We start from the raw sequence: 17,318 nt of genomic DNA, 5'->3' as shown, positions 1-17,318 counted from the left end.
AAGCTCGCCGGCACGAACCCACCTTGGTGAGCGTGCCGTGAGTGAATGTAAGTTGGACGGACACCGTCCACCTCAACGGTCATCTCAATCTTCACAATTGTTTAGGCGCTAGGGAGGGCCACTTTCTAGGAGAAAGCAACATTAGTCATCTGCCCTAACGTTTTGCTTTTGCGCGCCGAGTCCTTCGATGCCGAGCTCGACGATGTCGCCAGGCTTTAGATAACAGGGCGGCTTCATACCCATACCAACACCAGGCGGTGTGCCGGTACTGATTATATCGCCAGGGCGCAGAGACATGAACTGGCTAAGATAGGAGACAAGGAAAGCCACCCCGTAGACCATGGTTTTTGTCGAGCCATTCTGCATCGTCTCACCATTGACTGTCAGCCACATAGGGAGCTTCTGCGGATCCGGCACCTCATTCTTGGTTACAAGCCAGGGGCCGACGGGACCGAAGGTGTCGCAGGACTTGCCTTTCGTCCACTGGCCTTGGCGCTCCGTTTGAAACGCGCGCTCAGATACATCGTGTACGGTGCAATAACCGGCCACGTAATTGAGGGCCTCTACCTCACTCACGTACTTTGCCGTCCGGCCGATCACGACGCCGAGTTCGACCTCCCAATCCGTTTTCTCGGACCCACGAGGAATAACCAGATCCTCATTGGGGCCGACAATGGCTGAAGTCGCTTTCATAAAGATGATAGGCTCGGGTGGAACCGTCGCGCCGGTCTCAGCCGCATGGTCGGAGTAGTTGAGACCGATGCAGATGAATTTACCGGTGCCTGCGACGCAAGGGCCAATGCGTGGGTTGCCCTGCAGGGACTCTGGATTGAGTTCAGTTAGCTCCTGAAGGAAGCTAGGGTCCAACATTCCCCCAGAAAGGTCATCCACATGGCCTGACAGATCACGGATGTTGCCGGCATTGTCCAACAGGCCCGGTCGTTCAGAGCCTGGCTGCCCATAGCGTAACAGCTTCATTGTTTTGGTCTCCCTTTTTGAACTCAGATCGTCCAGCCGCCGTCGATAGAATAAGCTTGGCCGGAAGTGTAGGTGGCGCCGGCCAGATAGACTGCGAGATCTGCAATCTCTTCCGGCGTTCCGAGACGCCCCATGGGCTGACGAGCAATAAACGCAGCCCGCGCGGTCTCGTAATCACCCTGTGCCTCTAGCCGCTCGACCAGCGACGGGCTCTCGACAGTGCCGGGACAGATTGCGTTGCAGCGGATGCCCTGCGCAACGTAGTCAATCGCTACAGACTTTGTGAGACCGAGGACTGCAGCCTTCGTAACCCCATAAGCAAACCGGTTCGGCACGCCTTTGATGCTGCTGGCGACGGACGCCATATTGATAATGGCTCCATCCCGACGTGCGATCATACCAGGAAGGACAGCGCGGATTGTACGCACCATTGCTTTGACATTAAGATCAAAGGCGAACTCCAGATCCTCATCTTTCATATCCAGGATGGCGCCGGCGTGAACGTAGCCGGCACAGTTGAACAGAATGTCAACCGCACCAATCTCTGTAACGATCTCCTTCACAGCAGCCTCGTCCAGAACGTCGAGGCGGCGCGTGACTATCCCCGCCTCCCCCTTCAGCTCGTCCAGCAGCATCTGATTGATATCTGTGGCATGGACGCGGGCTCCAGCGCGGGCGAATGCGAGCGCCGATGCCCTGCCGATACCCTGTGCAGCCGCTGTCACAAGCACAGTCTTTCCATTGAGGTTAGTCATAACTCTGCCCTTTTCGGCTTATGCTGTCTTAGTGCGGCGTTCGGCGATGATAATGTGATCGGTCACGAGCACGACCTCATTCCGCTGGTTGAGCACCTCACACCGCTCAACAATGCGACCAGCATTCGGGCGCTTAGGGTCGTCCTCCTTTGCCGAAATCGTGACCCGAGTGCGGATGGTGTCACCGATGAATACAGGACGCACGAAGCGAAGCTTGTCGTAGCCATAAGAGAAGGCCACAGGATTGATTAAACTGGCAGTCAATCCGACTCCGATTGAAAAGATCATGGTGCCATGAGCGATGCGCTGCCCGAAGGGTGTCGTCTTGGCAAATTCGGAGTCCATGTGATGTGGAAAGAAGTCGCCTGTATGACCAGCATGAACCACAAAATCCGTCTCGGTGATCGTGCGTCCAGTTGTTAGACGGACGTGGCCAATCTCGTATTCCTCGAAATATATGGTCTGTTCCATATGCAAGATCCCGCCGCAAAAAAGAGTTTTACCGCTGTAGCGCTTTTTGTCTGACCTTGATGCAAGGTATAGTGTTCTATGCATTCATGACGGCAGTCACGCGTTCAGCATTCTCGCCGATTTGATCAGGACTGACTGTGACTCGCTCACGTGCCAAGCGAATAGGCTCAACAGTGCATGGCTTAAGCAAGGGGTCCCACGTTAGCCCCATGATGGTCCCACCACGATAAAAGAGGTCATAGGCTCAGGTGGCGTGCTATCGCCAGTCAGAACCCGCTGGTAGCTTGGGATCTAACAGACCCATTGCACGCAAGACAGTGTTCGTAACCCCCGTGCAGCGATGCTTAAGCCGCTCAGCAATTGGATCAAACATCGGCACTTGTCTCCTCGGTAGGGTGCCCGGCACGCGCTATCTCAGCATTTCGGTAGCGCACTGTCTGCAGATGCTCTGTATAGAGCACAAGCTCGCCTTCGTTTTTGAAGATCTCGTAGCTGCACACGACAAGTCCCATCTCAGGGTACTTCGGCTGCTTCCGTAGCCAGGTCCGAATTCCATAAATAGTATCACCGATGAAAACCGGTTTTACGAAACGCAGCTTGTCGTAACCGTAGCTAAATGTCTGAGTATTGTTATGTGCAAACAGGCCCAGGCCATAGCTGAACACCTGAGCACCTGATACTAAGCGTCGACCAAATACCCCCTCCTCCTTGGCGAATATTTCGTCTCCAACATAGGGATGCATGTCCAATACAAGGCTGTTGAACAGCATCGCCTCGCCTTCGGAGATAGTGCGCCGAATGGATCGCTTTCGCTCTCCGACCTCCAAGTCCTCGAAGAGCCACGTCTCCATGTTCCAGACCGGGATTGATTTGTGGCTGGAGGGATCGGGATTGGGGTTCTTGGTCATCGATATCTCTCCTTGGACAGCTACAGCCCGAAGGCTGCATCAATCTCAGTCGTATGCTCGCCTATCTTCGGAGCACCTAGGGCAGAACGCAGGCGATCGCCGTTGATGGTGATTGGGCAGCGGGTGGTGGTAAGACGAGCCCCGCTCGAACGCGTGACTTCTTGGAGGAAGTCGAGTCGGTGGAAGGCGTCGTGCTCCAGAAGCTCGCTCCAGGTCATCACAGGAGCGCACCAGTAATCTGCTGGAACCAGACGGTCCAGCCAGTCCTGTGTCGACCGGGTCTTCAAGTGCTCGGCTAGGATGGCTTTGATTTCGTCACGATGCGTAAACCACGTCTTTGGGTCGGAAAGTGCGGTTAGCGGCTCGCAATCAAGCAGTTCCCCAAGGCGAGTGACCGATCCCATCGCGACGGCCAGGTATCCGTCGATAGTCCGATAGATACCGTATGGCGCTCCAAGGTAGGCATGAGCGTTGTTTACATTGCTCCGTCGTGGCTCCTGACCACCATCGTTGAGGTGGGTTGTTAGGACTTCGAACTGGAAGTCCAACATCGACTCGAGAAGGCTGACCTCGATGTGACCGCCTTGCCCTGTGATTCCACGCCGGACCAGGCAGGCGAGAATTCCTTGAACGAGGTGAGCGCCGCTCAAGATATCGGCTATTGCGATGCCGCAAGGGACCGGGCCATCGTCAGAGTCACCGTTCAACCAGACAAAGCCTGAGCGGCTTTGAGCGAGGAGATCTTGTCCGGGTAGATCAACCCAAGGCCCATCCGAACCATACCCCGTGACGCTGCCGTACACGATGCGGGGATTGACCTTAGAAACTGCTTCATAGCCAAGGCCGATACGATCTATGACACCCGGGCGGAAATTCTGTATGAGGACGTCTGCACGTTCGATCAACTTCCACAGCTTTGCCAGGTGCTCAGGGTTCTTCAAATCTGCGGCATAGCTACGCTTGTTCCGGTTAATGGTATGAAAGAGCGTGCTATCCCCATCTAGCTCCAGATTTGAGATATATAGCTGTCGGCAGAGATCCCCCTTGTCCGGACGCTCTACTTTGATGACGTCGGCCCCAAGATCAGCGAGGCGGAGCGCGGCACTGGGACCTGAAAGGAACTGGCTGAGGTCGAGGACAAGCAAACCTTCTAACGGACGCATCGCACAACTCCTTCAGCTATCCGCACCAACGCGAGCGCGGGCTTGTGCCGCGGAGAACTCAGTGTTGAGCCATGTGAGCAGTGATGCGTCACTGATGTCGCCACGCAAACATGCTGTTATTCGATCTCCAGCTTCCTCAAAGAACGGGATCCAGCCGTCGAACCGGGGGCGCACGTGAGCTGTCTGCAGCGTTTCCAATGTATCCTTGAAGAACCCACCGCAGAGGGCATCGTTGTGGGGATCTGTCCAGGCGCTTAGGCTACCGGGTTGCCCCCCAAGGCGAACGTATTCGCCTCTTTGATGCTCGATGCTTGCGAGCCAGCGAGCATATGCAACTGCCATGTCGTGGCTCTTTGAGAGCGCACTCACCGCAATTCCGGTTCCGCCGAGTTGGGTTCCGGCACATCCGCGAGTGCCATGGGATGGAGCATTGGCAAAGCGAAGTCGCGGCCGATCGGCTTCTCGCGCGTAGTTCGTGTAGCCGTAAGCATACGCGCAGTAGACGATGTCATTACCATTTACCATGGCCTCATATGCCTGGATGGGGTTCATAGTCGTTGCATGGGGATGGGCGACATCCACTAAGGCGTGGAAGCGCGAGATAACTTCCCGCCCAAAATCGTCCGGCAGGAACGTTTCTGTCTCGTCTACAATTGGGTGACCGAGGTTGGCTGCAATCGAAATCACGGTGCTGATTGCATCCGTTGGAAACGCCGTGGTTACGATCCACTGCCCCTGCGCTCGCGCTCGCCGTCCAAGGGTCAGCACATCGTCGAAGGTCTTGGGAACTTCATCTCCCATTTCCGCAAGCAAGTCAGGTCGGTAGGAGGAGACCTGTGTCGCTGCATCGAGAGGCAGAGCCCAGATTCCGTTTCGGTACGCATAGGACGACCACGTGCCGCCTACGCTGTCCGAAGCGAACTTCTCTTGCTCGTCAGCCGAGAGGATCTGTGTCCAATCAACGAGGTAGGGATGTGCCGCGGCAAAGCCAACAAAGGGGTGATCGATGACGATAAAATCATATATCTCGGCGTAGCGCTCAAGTGGTGCCTCGCCAAACTCACGCAGGCTACGCTTGTCCCACTGGATCGTCACACCGGGGTTAGCCGCTTCGAAGGCAGCAGCCCCACGAGCAAGGGGATCGAAGCCACGAGGGTGGTTCCAGGTCATGCCCCTGAGCACGATGTTAGACACGGGCAGGTCTCCATTCAATTCAGTTATAGAAGTAGTTGGGCAGCCACAGAGTCAGGCCGGGAAAGGCGCTGAGAATAATGAGGAGTATGGACATGACCACCAGAAACGGCATCACTTCAACGGCGTAGTTCCGCATGGTAACATTGAGCACGCGCGATGCGATGTACATCATCCCGCCTACGGGCGGCGTCACTCCCGCGATTGTAAGATTGGTGACCATCACGATTCCGAAATGCACGGGATCAATACCGGCTTTCTGAATGATTGGTAGGAGGATCGGGGTTAACACGATCAATGCCGAGGAGCCTTCGATTGCAGTCCCAATGACAATGAGCAAGGCGTTGATTGCGAGAAGCAAGGTGAAGGGATCCCACTGATATCTAGTGAGACCCTCGGCCATTAGGTGTGGAACCTGCTCCCAGGCAAGATAGAAGCCGAAGGCTGACGCTGCGCAGATCATGATCATGACGGCGCTCGTATCAAGAACTGCGTCCTGGATGATGGCTGGCATGTCCCGGATAGAGAATGAGCGGTATACGACAAGACCAATGAAGAGAACGTAGACCACTACGACTGCACCGGACTCCGTGGTCGTGAAGATGCCATAGCGCGTTCCAAACAAAATGACGAACGGAATCGACAATGCCCACAACCCATCAAGGACCGCATGTCTGAGCTCGGACAGACTCGGTGATGTCGTCCGCTGAGGCGCATAGCCGCGACGTTTGGCGACAAACCACGTCGTAACCATCAGGCCGGCTGTCAGGATAATTCCCGGCACGATGCCGCCAGCAAAAAGCCGTCCGACAGATGTCTCTGTCAGATAGCCGTAGATGATCAGCCCGATTGACGGAGGGATGAGGGCTGTGATGATTGATGAGCACGACGTGATAACAGCAGCGAAGGCCGGCGAGTAGTTTCGCCGGGTCATTTGCAGCCCGATTGTCTTTGCTAGAATGGCTGCATCAGCATTTGACGAAGCTGTCAGCCCGCCGAGCAATAGCGAGAGCACAATGCACATCTGGGCTAGGGCGCCGGTCATATGACCAACAAGCACTTCAGCCACGTTTAGCAAGCGCCGCGTGATGCCAGCAGCGTTCATGATCGAGCCTGCCAAGACGAAGAATGGCAAGGCGAGCAGTGTGATCGATTGCGTACCCTCTGTTAGCTCCTGCGAGAAGGTTGAGAGTGGCACGTCCTGTCGATTGATAACGAAGAACAGTAACGCAGCGATTGCCATCGCCCAGGTTATTGGCGTCCGCAGTGCGAACAGGACGAACATCAGGATCGAGGGAAGCCAGGGTAGCAGATTGCTCATGTGATATTGGCCTCGCGAACAGCACCAGCAACAAAGCGGTCAGGGTTGCGCCAGACCTGAACATGTCGGACCAACATCAGCGCGGTCGCGACAGCGAGGGGAGCGTAGATCACGGAGCGCGGAAGGTTTAGTGCGATGGTAACAGAGCCGTGAGCATCGATTGAATGGATCACGAAGAACACTGCGAGTGCTGCGAAGAACACTGCAATTAACCAGTAGTTAAAGATGGCAATGGCTCTCTGCCATTGTTCTGGAAAATATGCGACCAGCACATCGATATCGGAATGCAGCCTATACCGTACGCCTCCTGCCGCGCCGAAGAATACGAGCCAAGCAAAGCCAATCGTGGCAACCTCGTAACTCCAGGCGGCGGGCTGAGGGAACACATAACGTGTTAGCACGCCCCATAGGACTGACCCGATGACAACCACCATCGCCAGGCCAGCGATAATATCTTCGATTTGGTCGAGAAGCAGGCGTCGCAGATCGAGCCGACCGGCGCCAGCGCTTAAGGACAAGCTAGCCATGGAACACTCCGTATAGGCGTAGCGTGCGGCACCTGTGCCGCACGCGCTCAATACGCTTAGCTTCCGCTCATCGCGGACTTGGCCTTTTCAACGAAACCCGGTGTGAGGTTCGGCATGGCCTGATACGCGCTGGCGCTCGCCTTCTGGAAGGCCGGGATATCAACATCGGTCACGATCTGGACGCCGGCCTTTTGTAGCTGCTGGGCGAAACGATCATCCTCATCGACAGTGGCCTTGGTCAGATTTGCAGCCGACGTTTGCCCTTCCTCAATGAGGATCTTCTGAAGATCTGGCGGCAGCGACTTGAATAGGTTCGCGCTCGTCACCCACGCAGTGAACATGAGCTGGTGATTGGTTTTAGAGACGACCTTCCGCACCTCCTGCAGCTTTGACCCCCAGATGGCGCCAAACGGAGCCTCAGCACCATTTACGACGTTGGACTGCAGTGCGTTATATACTTCACCCCAGGCAATTTCAGTCGGACGGGCACCGAAAGCCTTGAATGTCTCCACCATGATGGGGGATGGCGGCACCCGCATCGTAAGACCCTTCAGGTCCTCTGGCTTTTTGATCGGCTTATCAGCGAGCATATGGCGTGCGCCGAACAAGCCATTTGCCATGACAATCTTGATGCCCTTCTGCTCAAGGCGGTCTGATAAGTCCTTAAACACCGGCGACTTGAAGAGACGATCTGCTTGAGCAAGGTCGCCGAAGATGTAGGGGCCTGCGAGAACGCCAGCATCTGGCAGAAACTGACCTAACTGTCCGTAGTCAGTCATATTCATCATATTGGCCCCCGAGCTGATCATCTCGTTGACCTTCTTCTGGGCTCCGAGCTGCTCTCCTGGAAAAAGCTGAAGGTCAAGCTTACCGCCTGAGCGCTCCTTCACACGCTGGGCAAAGGCCTGCATCTCCTTGAAAGACGCTTCCTGAGTATTCGCGACCGAGGTCGCAAAGCGCAGCTTATATTCCTGGGCTGAGGCAGAATTTACAAGCGTGGCAGCGAAGGCGATGGCTGACGCTATCATAACTAGGCGCATGGAACCCTCCAGATTTGTGCAGACATTATGTCTACGTGACTGCTGCCAGAACCAGCTATCACGGCGTTTCCTACCTTCACTCACTTTTTCCGTGGTGAATTTTGTTTTTCTATGTGAAAGTTAGATCGCTATGAAGAGCTCTGTCAACACGAAACTCATCGCGTCTGCCCCAGCTAATCCCGAAGAGGGGAGCGACAGCGGCCGGCTCTACTCTGTCCCGGCTCTCGAGAAGAGCCTCGATGTTCTAGAGTTTTTGGCGGTACAAGAGCGACCGATCACACTGACCGGGATCTCGCAAAGCCTCGGACGCTCGCCAAGCGAGCTGTTCCGCATCCTCTCTGTTCTCCAGAGACGGGGCTGGATCTCACGCCTCCAGGATGACAGCTATCAACTTTCTGCTCGCCTGTTTGAGCTCGCCCATGGCTTCCCACCAAGCAAGAAGCTAGTCGACGTGGCGCTCCCCATAATGCGCTCACTGGCGAACGACCTTCGGCAATCATGCCATCTCTCGATTGCAAATGAAGGGGAGCAACTTGTCATCCTTGCAATCGAGTCTCCTGGACCGGCTGGCGTTTTCGTCCGGGCAGGCACGCGCTTTCCATTAGCCACGACAGCATCAGGCCGAGTGATCATCGCCTTGAGCCCTGACCTCCAAGTTCCTCAGAAAGTTCGGGCTCCGACCCCAGAAGGCGCCGAACGCCAAGTGCCGAGGGATCTTGACCAACGGCTCGAACTGATCCGTCAACGCGGCTGTGAGGAGATTGCAGGCGAATGGCTCGATGCTGTTGTTGATATTTGTTGGCCGATCTTTGACGTGCGCGGCGAGGTCGTGGCCGTGCTGGCCGTACCGTTTCTTGCAGCCTCGCATCCGAACCCGACTATGGATATCACTCGAAAGAAGATCAGAGCCGCCGCCGCCGAAATCTCCAAGTCATTAGGAGCGGGCGATTATCAAACTTGGCTCGACCGCGCGAAAGGAAGGGAGCTCTGAATGGCAACTCAGGACTTGGCTAGGTCCGAAGCATCTATGCACAGCCTTAGGCGGTACGGCTTCGATGATCTTCGGGACAAGACCGTGCTCGTCACCGGCGCCAGCACAGGCATCGGGGCCGCGGTGGCTCGTGCATTTGCAAGCTGCGGTTCAGTAGTTGCCGTTCATCATAACCAAAGCGTTGAAGCAGCTCAAACGCTGGTCGCCGAGATCACGCAGGCAGGGGGACGAGCGTTCACAGAAGCTGCAGACCTCGCACGGCCGGGTGCGGGCGCTCCACTAGTCCGGCGGGTCGCCGAACGAGCTGGAGGTCTTGATATTCTCGTCAACAATGCTGGCCATCTGGTTAAACGAAAACCGGCAAGCGAAACAGATGATGATGACTACCGTCGCATTATCGACTTAAACCTGACCTCAACGTTTGAATGCTGCCGTTCCGCCAGGCCGTTTCTCAAGAGCAGTGGAGCCGGTGTTATTATTAACACCACATCGATCGCAGCACGGATGGGTGGTGGCCCTGGGTCTGGCATCTACGCGGCTGCCAAGGCAGGCGTGAGCACACTCACACGAGCCCTCGCGCGTGAGCTAGCGCCGGAGGGCATCCGAGTGAATGCCGTCTCCCCAGGGTTCATACGCACACCGCTGCATGATCAACTAACCTCTCTGGAGGCCATGAACACAGCGGAACAAATGATCCCGTTACGACGAATTGGTACACCTGAAGATTGCGCAGGCACTTATCTCTTCCTCGCTAGTGGACTCCTCTCCAGCTACATTACTGGGCAAATCATCGAAGTGAACGGGGGGCTTCTAATGCCGTAAGCGAGCTGATGACTCAGAGTGTACCTATCTCTGGAATCAAATGAGACTCGCTAACAAGCCCCCGCCGTAATCTCAAGGAGCCTTTGGATTTCCACTGCGGTTCAGCCGCCGCCCTCGGCTTCGGTGCATTAACATTGGCGGTTTAGACAATAGGACTACCTCCGCGAAGACCGGAGGCTGCCGACCGCGTCTGTTTAAGGGGGAGCAGATCCAAGACATTGTGACGATATTCAACGTGGAGTGGGAAGCGTTAAGTTTTCCGCCAATCCGGCCCTTCTGTGAGCAGACCGCCCGCTTCACAATGTTGGCCTGCGTCACCTGGCCGTCTCATAGTCAGAGAGGCTTGCTCAGAAGATCGCATAGCCCCCATCAACGGGCAGAATAACCCCTGTCACGAAAGCGGCCGCTGGGGAGCAGAGATACAGGACGGGGCCAGCGAGGTCATAGGGTTGACCCCAACGTTTCAAAGGAGTCCGGTCCAGGATGGCGCGGCTACGGTCTTCATTCTGGTGCAGGGCGGCGGTCAGGGGCGTTTGAATCCACCCGGGAGCTATGGCATTGACTCGGATGCCGTCCGCCGCGAATGCAATAGCCAGCGATTTCGTAAGCTGCGCGATGCCGCCTTTACTCGCAGAGTAACCCGGCACCAGCCCGCCGCCGAAGAAGGACAGCATCGAGGCCAGGTTCACGATCGCCCCTTGCGAGCGAGCAAGAAGCGGTCGAGCGGCCATGCACACGCGCATAGTGCCCGCTAGATTAATATCGATAACGTCTTCGAAAACGGCGGGATCAAACTCATCGATGCGCCGGATCACTCCGGCGCAGTTGACCACGATGTCCAGAGCGCCAAGACCGTCGACCAAAGTTCCAACGGTCTTGCCATCCCGCACATCGAGTACCCTGCAGTCGGCGTTCCCTAAGATTTCCCCTGCCCTATCAACCTCAGCCTGGGTAACTCCCGTAGCAACAACCTCGGCGCCTGCTTCGAGAAACCCTCGCACGATGCCGGCGCCGATCCCCGAGGTTCCGCCTGTGATGAGAACTCGCTTTTCGGAATACCACTGCGCTGCCCACTGCCCGGAGAGTGCTTCGGGGTTCCGTGCTCCGCCTGATGGACTATCAGTCATTCCATATCCCTGACTTGATATCAGCGCACAAACTGGTCGACATAATCGGCACCAAGACCGACTTCGGTATAGTGCTTCCGGCACATGTCGATTTTGGTGAATACGTCCTCGAATCCCACGTGCTTGTTGTCCTGATCGACGTAGTACATGCAGCCGCTGATGTTGAAGAAGGTGATCATCTCTGGCACGTCATCCGGGACGACGAGGGTGTGTATCTCACCGGGCGGCTCGAAGACGTACGAGCCTTCGGTGGCCACCCAATCGTGCTCGAGATAGCGCCACGAGCCTTTCAGGACGAAACCATGGACCGGGCTCGGATGCAGGTGCCGCGAGAGAACCCCGGCGCGCCTCACGCGCAGGAGGTTGCACCATTGTCCCTGGAGCGTATTGAGCATCAGCGGACGGAACCAGACGTTGGGCGCCTGGGGGACCCAGACGCGCTCGTCCTCCGGGATCGCCGTCACGGCGATCTCGTGAGGAGCGAGAACATGGGTCGAGCCTTTCATGGCTTGGTACATAGGATGGTCTCCTGCGCTCAGACGGTGGTTGCGGCATGTTTCGGTTTCCGGGCTGCCCAGATGGTCCAGACCATCATGCCGATGGTGATCGCGGCCAGCACCCCCGCAATGGGGCGGTCCACGAGGCCAATGGGGTTGCCGTCGGCTTTGATCATCGAATTGATGAAGTTCTCCTCGAGCAACGGCCCCAGCACCACCCCGAGGATCGTCGGCGCAACCGGGAAGCCGTTCTCCTCCATAAAGAAGGCCAGGATGCCGAAGCCGAGCATCAAGCCCACGTCGAACAGCGAGTTGTTGATAGCGAAGGCCCCGACAATGGCGAAGAGCAAGATGATCGGCATGAGGATGTCGCGGGGGACACGCAGGATCCGGGTTGCAACCTTGATCATCGCCCAGCCCAGCGGAAGCATCAGGAGGTTTGCGAGGACGAACACCAGAAAGAGCGCATAGACGTTCTGCGGGTTGTTTACAAAGATCGTCGGTCCCGGCGCCATGTTCTTCATATAGAGAACGCCGATAGCGATGGCTGTGATCGAGTCCCCAGGGATGCCGAAAACCAGGGCCGGGATCCAGGCGCCAGCGAGCGAGCTGTTGTTTGATGCCCCAGCTTCAATGAGACCTTCCGGATGCCCGGTGCCAAACTTTTCCGGCTCCTTGGAAAACCGCTTACTCAAAGCATAGGACATCCACGCTGCCATGTCCGCGCCGCTGCCAGGCTGGATGCCGATAACCGTTCCAAGTGCGCTGCCGCGGATGAGCTGCCAGGGATATTGCTTGGTCAACTTCCACATATTGGCAAAGATCGGTCCGATATGGCTGACAGCGATCTGAGCCTTCGCCTGTCTCGAAACCATGTGCCGTAAAACTTCGGACACCGCGAACATCCCGACCATCATGGGGATCAGTGAGATGCCACCGAGCAAGCCGGTTGTGCCGAAAGTGAACCGGGGCTGGCCTGCCGGGTTGTCCATGCCGATCAGCGCGATGGCAAGGCCCAGCAGGAGTGCGATGCAGGCCTTCAGGGGGCTTGAGGAGCCGATGAACACAGCGCCGCCCAGGCCCATGGCCACAATCCAGAAGAACTCGACTGAGCCGAAGCCCAGCGCAAACTCGGCGATGGCCGGCGAAGCCACCATCATGACGGCCGTCCCGAACAAGCCGCCAATCACCGAAAAGTACAATCCGATGCCGAGCGCCAGCTCCGGCTTCCCCTTCAGAGTCAGCTGATAGGAGTCCTCGACATAAGCCGCCGACGCGGGTGTCCCGGGAATCCGCAGGAGGCACCCGGGAATGTCGCCTGAGAAAATCGCCATGGTACTGGTGGTGACAATGGCGGCTACGGCCGGCACTGGCGGCATGAAGAAGGTGAGCGGCACGAGAAGGGCCGTCGCCATCGTGGCCGAGAGGCCGGGGATGCAGCCCACGACGAGCCCGTAGATCGCCGAGGCAAAAATCACCGCGAGCACGTAGGGCTCGAACACCATTCCAAAGGCTGTGAGATAAGCGTCAAGCATGAAACATCACCAGCGCACGGGGTCCATGATCCCCCAGGGAAGCTGCACGCTAAGGCCCACGTAGAAGATCGTGTGGACGAGAATGGCCATGCAGACGGACAGAATGGCGGCCCGCAAGGGGCGCACGTGACCGGACAGGAACAGCACGAATAGGATCGCCGATGCAGTAGGAAGGAATCCAACAGCCTCAACGAACGTCACGTAGGTGAAAACAGCTGCAGGCACGAGGAGGAACCGGACGATGAGCCCCGGTTCGCTCGTCCAGTCAGAAAGGGCAAAAAGCGGCGTATCGCCGGCGGATCGCAATCCACCGGCCATCAGGATGACCGAGCACAGGGCGAGCAGGGTGGCGATCACGAGTGGAAAGGTCGACGGACCGAAGATCTGCTCTCCAGGATTGGGGAGGTGCCACGCTCCCACTCCCAGCGTGATGGCTAGAATCAGGAACAGGACACCGCCTGTCACATCATTGATCTTCATGAGAAGCCCCCTTGGCAGAGATGCGGGCAGCAGCACGGTAATCCGATCGTTGCCCGCATCGACACTTGAAGCTCCGGCATTGCCAGACGTAGAGGACCGCCTACTGACGCAGCTTCAGACCGAGATCGGCCATGACCTCGCCGTTGTTCTTATGTTGCTCCGCGAGGAAGGTCTTGAAGGCCTCGCCTTTCTCGAAGGCGTAGCCAAAGCCACGATCGTTCAGGAAGCCTTTGTATTCGGAACCCGTCGCCACCTTCTCAACCGCAGCGATCAGGCGGGCCGTTACCTCTGGTGGAAGACCGGCGGGCGCTGCGATGCCGCGCCATGTTCCGCCCGAATAATCCTTGCCGATGGTTTCCTTGACCGTAGGTACGTTTGGAAATGCCGCGATCTTTTCCTTGGCCAGGACTGCAAGCGACTTCACCCGGCCGGCATCAATCATCGGCTTGCCTTCCGGCAGCGAGGACGGAACGATCTGGACGCCCCCAGAGGCCAGCTCCTGGAAACCGGGAGCCGCACCCTGGCTCGGCACGACGGTCACGCTCTTGGGATTGATGCCCTCGAGCTTCAGCAGGCCCGCAAAGGCTAGGTGATAGGCAGCGCCGGCGGCCATGCCTGAGAGCTTATAATGTCCAACAGGCTGCTTGCGAATGTCTTCAAGAGCGGCCTTGAGGTCCTGCCAGGGACTCGACGAGGAGACGTTGAAGGCAGAGGCATCGAAATTGACGAGTGCAATCGGCGTCAGTTGCTCATACGTGAACGGAGCCGTATTGGACCAGTAATAGGTTGTGACCTCAGCTGTCGCGAGGCCGATGGTATAGCCATCGGGCTTGGCGTTGACGATCTCTGTATGGCCGACAACGCCGCCTCCACCGGTACGGTTGACCACGTTGACGGGCTTGCCGAGTTCCTTTTCGAGCCCCGCGGCTACGATGCGGGCCACCGCATCCGTACCGCCGCCGGCAGCCCATGGCACGATGAGCGTGATCGGGCGCTCAGGCCACGCCGCCTGAGCGGGCAGGCTTGTCACGGCGGCCACTGCCGCGAACGCGAGGATTTTCTTGAACGTCATGTCTGTTCTCCCTTGGGTTTGTATTGTTCCGAACAATCTTGTTCGTCTTGTCTGACGCGGGGCTCAGATGATGAAGCGTGTAGCCCAGTAGCTGCTCCATCGATCTTTGGGCTTCATCAGCGTCTCCCCGTGCGATGGCGTGCGCGACGGCCGCGTGGTTGCCGAGATTTCCCTCAAAAGCTTCGACGGCGACATCGAATACAGCGCTCAGGATGGCATCAATCGCGCCGCGAAAGCTACGCAGGACAGGATTGTGGGTCGCCTCCAGGATCGACAGATGGAAATCCTTGTCAGCCGCAATCGCGGCGGCCCGATCGGAACGCCCGTGCTCCATTGCATCGAGCGCTGCCATAATCCGCCGCACATCTTCGGGCTCAGCTCTTCGGGCAGCGAGGGCTGCCGCCGCAGGCTCGATGATGGCGCGAGTTTCCTCGAAGGCTAGGAGTAGAGTGCGGTCGAGCCCCTGGTCTCCTGCCAGCCATCCCAGAAGCTCCCGGTCGAGCAGGCTCCAATCATGGCGAGGCTTGACATGAGTCCCGAAGCGCGGGCGGACGCTGATGAGCCCTTTGGCTGCCAGCATCTTGATCGCCTCGCGGATAACACCCCGGCTGGCGCCAAAACGCGCCTCAAGCTCGTGCTCAGGAGGGAGCGCCTGACCGGGAAGGAATGCTCCGCGTATGATCTCCGAGCCAAGCCCGGACACCACAGCACCGATCTTTCCCGGTTTCGAGCCCTGTACCATCACCGTCTCAGAATTTGCCGTATTGGAGGTAAGCTTCCTGGGGATCTTGCCCACCACGGATCGCCTGGCGCAGAGCTGATTCCGTCCGGATGACCTCCTCGGTCTTGGCGATTACGTTCTCTGCATCATCCTTCGGGATAACCACAATGCCGTCGCGATCCGCCAGGATGTAGTCGCCTGCATTGATCACCACATTAGCGATCGTCACTGGCTCGTCGAACGCCTCGGGAATCCAGCCCGCCACAATGTCTATGGGTGTCGTGTAACGGCAGAAGACGGGAAAGCCTTCGGCTTCTATGAAGCTCGTATCTCGGCAGCCACCATCGACAATGTAGCCGCGAACGCCGCGAAGCTTCAGGGTCTCGGCTGAAAGCTCTCCCATGAGAGCCCTCAGATCGTCTTGCGGCTGGCATACGACGACATGGCCTGCAGGCGCCTTCGACAGCAGCCCCGTCCAAGCCAGAAGAGATTCATGGGCGCTCACAGTGTTGTCTGGACGTCCGCGAACGGTGAAGACCGGGCCTGCCGCCTTCATATCCTTGGTAAGGCCAAGAATGCTGCGCGACAGCACGCGCGGCGCGAGGCCCATATCGCGCATGACGTCATAGACTGCGCCCGAATAGCACTCCTGCAGCCGTTCTGCGAGAGACGTCATTTTCTTCTCCTTATACAACCCGTCTTTAGCGGGCTTGACAGGATTAAGCCGCGTTACGATGGTTATAGCAACGAACATATGATGTTTAACATCATACCTTTGTCGTAAGGGAGGAAAACTTGGACCAGTATGCCTTTCACGGGGTCTACCCCGTTCTCTATGCCTTCTTCGGCAGTCATGGTGGCCTCGACGCAGAGGCCATGCGGCTTCAGGTCGAGCACTGCATCGAAGCCGGTGCGCACGGGCTGATGGCACTGGGCCTCGTGACAGAAGTGAACAAGATGGATGTGCGCGAGCGCATGGAAGTCGTCGAACTTGTCGGGTCGCTCAATCGAGGACGCGTTCCCTATGCCGTGACCATCGGCGAGCCGTCGATCGCAGGCCAGATCGCCTTCGCACGCGAGGCCAGGGCCGCAGGCGCGGATTGGGTCATCCTGCAGCCGCCTCCGGCGCGAGGCGGCGGCGAGCTGGAGCTGATCCGCTTTTTCGGACAGGTCGCCGATGCACTCGATTGCCCGGTGGCAATCCAGCACAACCCCTTCAACCTCGACGTCTGGCTGTCCGTGGACGGGATGGTGACGCTGCATCGCCAACACGCTAACATCACGGTCCTCAAGGGCGAAGGCACGGCGGTCGAGACGGAGCGCCTGATTGCCGACACTGATGGAAAGCTTGCAGTGTTTGGCGGCCATGGGGGGATTGAGTTCCTGTCAATCCTCAGAGCCGGAGCGGCGGGCCTGATCCCCGCTCCCGATTGCCTCCCCGTCCAGGTGAAAATCTACGAACTGTTTCGCGACAGTTCTCCCGAGGCCCTTGCCGAAGCAGAGCGCCTCCACAAGGAGCTTCTACCCCTCATCGTTTATATGATCCGGTCCATCCCAGCCCTGCTCTGCTACGGCAAGCGCCTGATGGCCGAGCGACTGGGCTTAAGTGAGGTTATTGATCGCGCCCCCGCCATCAGCCCGACAGAGTTCGGTCTTCTGGAAATGAGAAAATTGCTTCGCGACCTCGAGAGGCTTGAACATCAAGTATCATGAACGCTT

General features: G+C 57.5%; 19 protein-coding genes. 3 read left to right on the top strand and 16 right to left on the bottom strand.

Annotation, left to right across the window (positions count from 1 at the left end):
* Positions 1 to 141: 141 nt before the first annotated feature.
* The 9 genes from ILT44_RS13920 to ILT44_RS13880 all read right to left on the bottom strand — a co-directional run bounded on the left by ILT44_RS13920 (position 142) and on the right by ILT44_RS13880 (position 8,354).
* Positions 142 to 978: a fumarylacetoacetate hydrolase family protein gene (locus tag ILT44_RS13920; RefSeq protein WP_204240194.1), complete on the bottom strand. Its 837-nt coding sequence runs from the start codon at positions 976 to 978 to the stop codon at positions 142 to 144.
* Between the two features lie 23 nt (positions 979 to 1,001).
* The gene (locus ILT44_RS13915; protein ID WP_204240193.1) at positions 1,002 to 1,733 is read right to left on the bottom strand and encodes an SDR family oxidoreductase; all 732 of its coding nucleotides are present in this window, start codon (positions 1,731 to 1,733) and stop codon (positions 1,002 to 1,004) included.
* An 18-nt stretch (positions 1,734 to 1,751) separates the two neighbouring features.
* A complete protein-coding gene (locus ILT44_RS13910) occupies positions 1,752 to 2,204 on the bottom strand; it encodes a MaoC/PaaZ C-terminal domain-containing protein (protein ID WP_204240192.1) in 453 nt (150 codons plus the stop codon).
* Between the two features lie 365 nt (positions 2,205 to 2,569).
* Positions 2,570 to 3,112 (bottom strand): MaoC family dehydratase, encoded by a 543-nt coding sequence (locus tag ILT44_RS13905; protein ID WP_204240191.1) that lies wholly within the window; start codon positions 3,110 to 3,112, stop codon positions 2,570 to 2,572.
* A 20-nt stretch (positions 3,113 to 3,132) separates the two neighbouring features.
* On the bottom strand, positions 3,133 to 4,275 hold the full coding sequence (locus ILT44_RS13900) for a CaiB/BaiF CoA transferase family protein (RefSeq protein ID WP_204240190.1): 1,143 nt from the start codon (positions 4,273 to 4,275) through the stop codon (positions 3,133 to 3,135).
* 12 nt (positions 4,276 to 4,287) lie between these two features.
* Positions 4,288 to 5,469 carry an ABC transporter substrate-binding protein gene (locus ILT44_RS13895; protein WP_204240189.1) on the bottom strand — a complete coding sequence of 394 codons (1,182 nt, stop codon included), beginning with the start codon at positions 5,467 to 5,469 and terminating at the stop codon, positions 4,288 to 4,290.
* Between the two features lie 19 nt (positions 5,470 to 5,488).
* Positions 5,489 to 6,787 (bottom strand): TRAP transporter large permease, encoded by a 1,299-nt coding sequence (locus ILT44_RS13890; protein ID WP_204240188.1) that lies wholly within the window; start codon positions 6,785 to 6,787, stop codon positions 5,489 to 5,491.
* Positions 6,784 to 7,314, bottom strand: coding sequence for a TRAP transporter small permease (locus ILT44_RS13885; protein ID WP_204240187.1), 531 nt, complete (start codon positions 7,312 to 7,314; stop codon positions 6,784 to 6,786). Before ILT44_RS13885 ends, ILT44_RS13890 begins: the two co-directional genes overlap by 4 nt.
* A gap of 56 nt (positions 7,315 to 7,370) precedes the next feature.
* Entirely contained in the window at positions 7,371 to 8,354 is a 984-nt protein-coding gene (locus tag ILT44_RS13880) for a C4-dicarboxylate TRAP transporter substrate-binding protein (protein ID WP_204240186.1), read from the bottom strand.
* Positions 8,355 to 8,484: 130 nt separating this feature from the next.
* Between ILT44_RS13880 and ILT44_RS13875 the strand changes: the two genes are divergently transcribed.
* Both ILT44_RS13875 and ILT44_RS13870 read left to right on the top strand, forming a co-directional pair.
* Positions 8,485 to 9,345 (top strand): IclR family transcriptional regulator, encoded by an 861-nt coding sequence (locus ILT44_RS13875; RefSeq protein ID WP_204240185.1) that lies wholly within the window; start codon positions 8,485 to 8,487, stop codon positions 9,343 to 9,345.
* A 36-nt stretch (positions 9,346 to 9,381) separates the two neighbouring features.
* A complete protein-coding gene (locus tag ILT44_RS13870) occupies positions 9,382 to 10,167 on the top strand; it encodes an SDR family NAD(P)-dependent oxidoreductase (RefSeq protein WP_239468223.1) in 786 nt (261 codons plus the stop codon).
* Between the two features lie 347 nt (positions 10,168 to 10,514).
* Here ILT44_RS13870 and ILT44_RS13865 read toward each other — a convergent pair whose 3' ends face one another.
* From ILT44_RS13865 to ILT44_RS13835, 7 genes are all read right to left on the bottom strand, one after another.
* On the bottom strand, positions 10,515 to 11,294 hold the full coding sequence (locus tag ILT44_RS13865) for an SDR family NAD(P)-dependent oxidoreductase (protein WP_204240183.1): 780 nt from the start codon (positions 11,292 to 11,294) through the stop codon (positions 10,515 to 10,517).
* Positions 11,295 to 11,314: 20 nt separating this feature from the next.
* Complete coding sequence (locus tag ILT44_RS13860; RefSeq protein ID WP_204240182.1) at positions 11,315 to 11,812, bottom strand: 2,4'-dihydroxyacetophenone dioxygenase family protein; 498 nt, start codon at positions 11,810 to 11,812, stop codon at positions 11,315 to 11,317.
* Between the two features lie 17 nt (positions 11,813 to 11,829).
* A complete protein-coding gene (locus ILT44_RS13855; protein ID WP_204240181.1) occupies positions 11,830 to 13,326 on the bottom strand; it encodes a tripartite tricarboxylate transporter permease in 1,497 nt (498 codons plus the stop codon).
* 6 nt (positions 13,327 to 13,332) lie between these two features.
* Positions 13,333 to 13,806: a tripartite tricarboxylate transporter TctB family protein gene (locus tag ILT44_RS13850; protein ID WP_204240180.1), complete on the bottom strand. Its 474-nt coding sequence runs from the start codon at positions 13,804 to 13,806 to the stop codon at positions 13,333 to 13,335.
* A gap of 100 nt (positions 13,807 to 13,906) precedes the next feature.
* Positions 13,907 to 14,878 carry a Bug family tripartite tricarboxylate transporter substrate binding protein gene (locus tag ILT44_RS13845; RefSeq protein ID WP_204240179.1) on the bottom strand — a complete coding sequence of 324 codons (972 nt, stop codon included), beginning with the start codon at positions 14,876 to 14,878 and terminating at the stop codon, positions 13,907 to 13,909.
* On the bottom strand, positions 14,802 to 15,620 hold the full coding sequence (locus tag ILT44_RS13840; protein ID WP_204240178.1) for a FadR/GntR family transcriptional regulator: 819 nt from the start codon (positions 15,618 to 15,620) through the stop codon (positions 14,802 to 14,804). The genes ILT44_RS13845 and ILT44_RS13840 overlap by 77 nt, the downstream gene beginning before the upstream one ends.
* A gap of 7 nt (positions 15,621 to 15,627) precedes the next feature.
* A complete protein-coding gene (locus ILT44_RS13835; protein ID WP_204240177.1) occupies positions 15,628 to 16,275 on the bottom strand; it encodes an RraA family protein in 648 nt (215 codons plus the stop codon).
* Positions 16,276 to 16,394: 119 nt separating this feature from the next.
* Here ILT44_RS13835 and ILT44_RS13830 point away from each other — a divergent pair, with 119 nt between their 5' ends.
* The gene (locus ILT44_RS13830) at positions 16,395 to 17,312 is read left to right on the top strand and encodes a dihydrodipicolinate synthase family protein (RefSeq protein ID WP_204240176.1); all 918 of its coding nucleotides are present in this window, start codon (positions 16,395 to 16,397) and stop codon (positions 17,310 to 17,312) included.
* Positions 17,313 to 17,318: the final 6 nt, after the last annotated feature.

This window comes from Microvirga arvi (assembly GCF_016892765.1).
Lineage (GTDB): Bacteria > Pseudomonadota > Alphaproteobacteria > Rhizobiales > Beijerinckiaceae > Microvirga > Microvirga arvi.
Note: the sequence above shows the minus strand (reverse complement) of the source record. Positions and strands in the feature narration are given on the sequence as shown.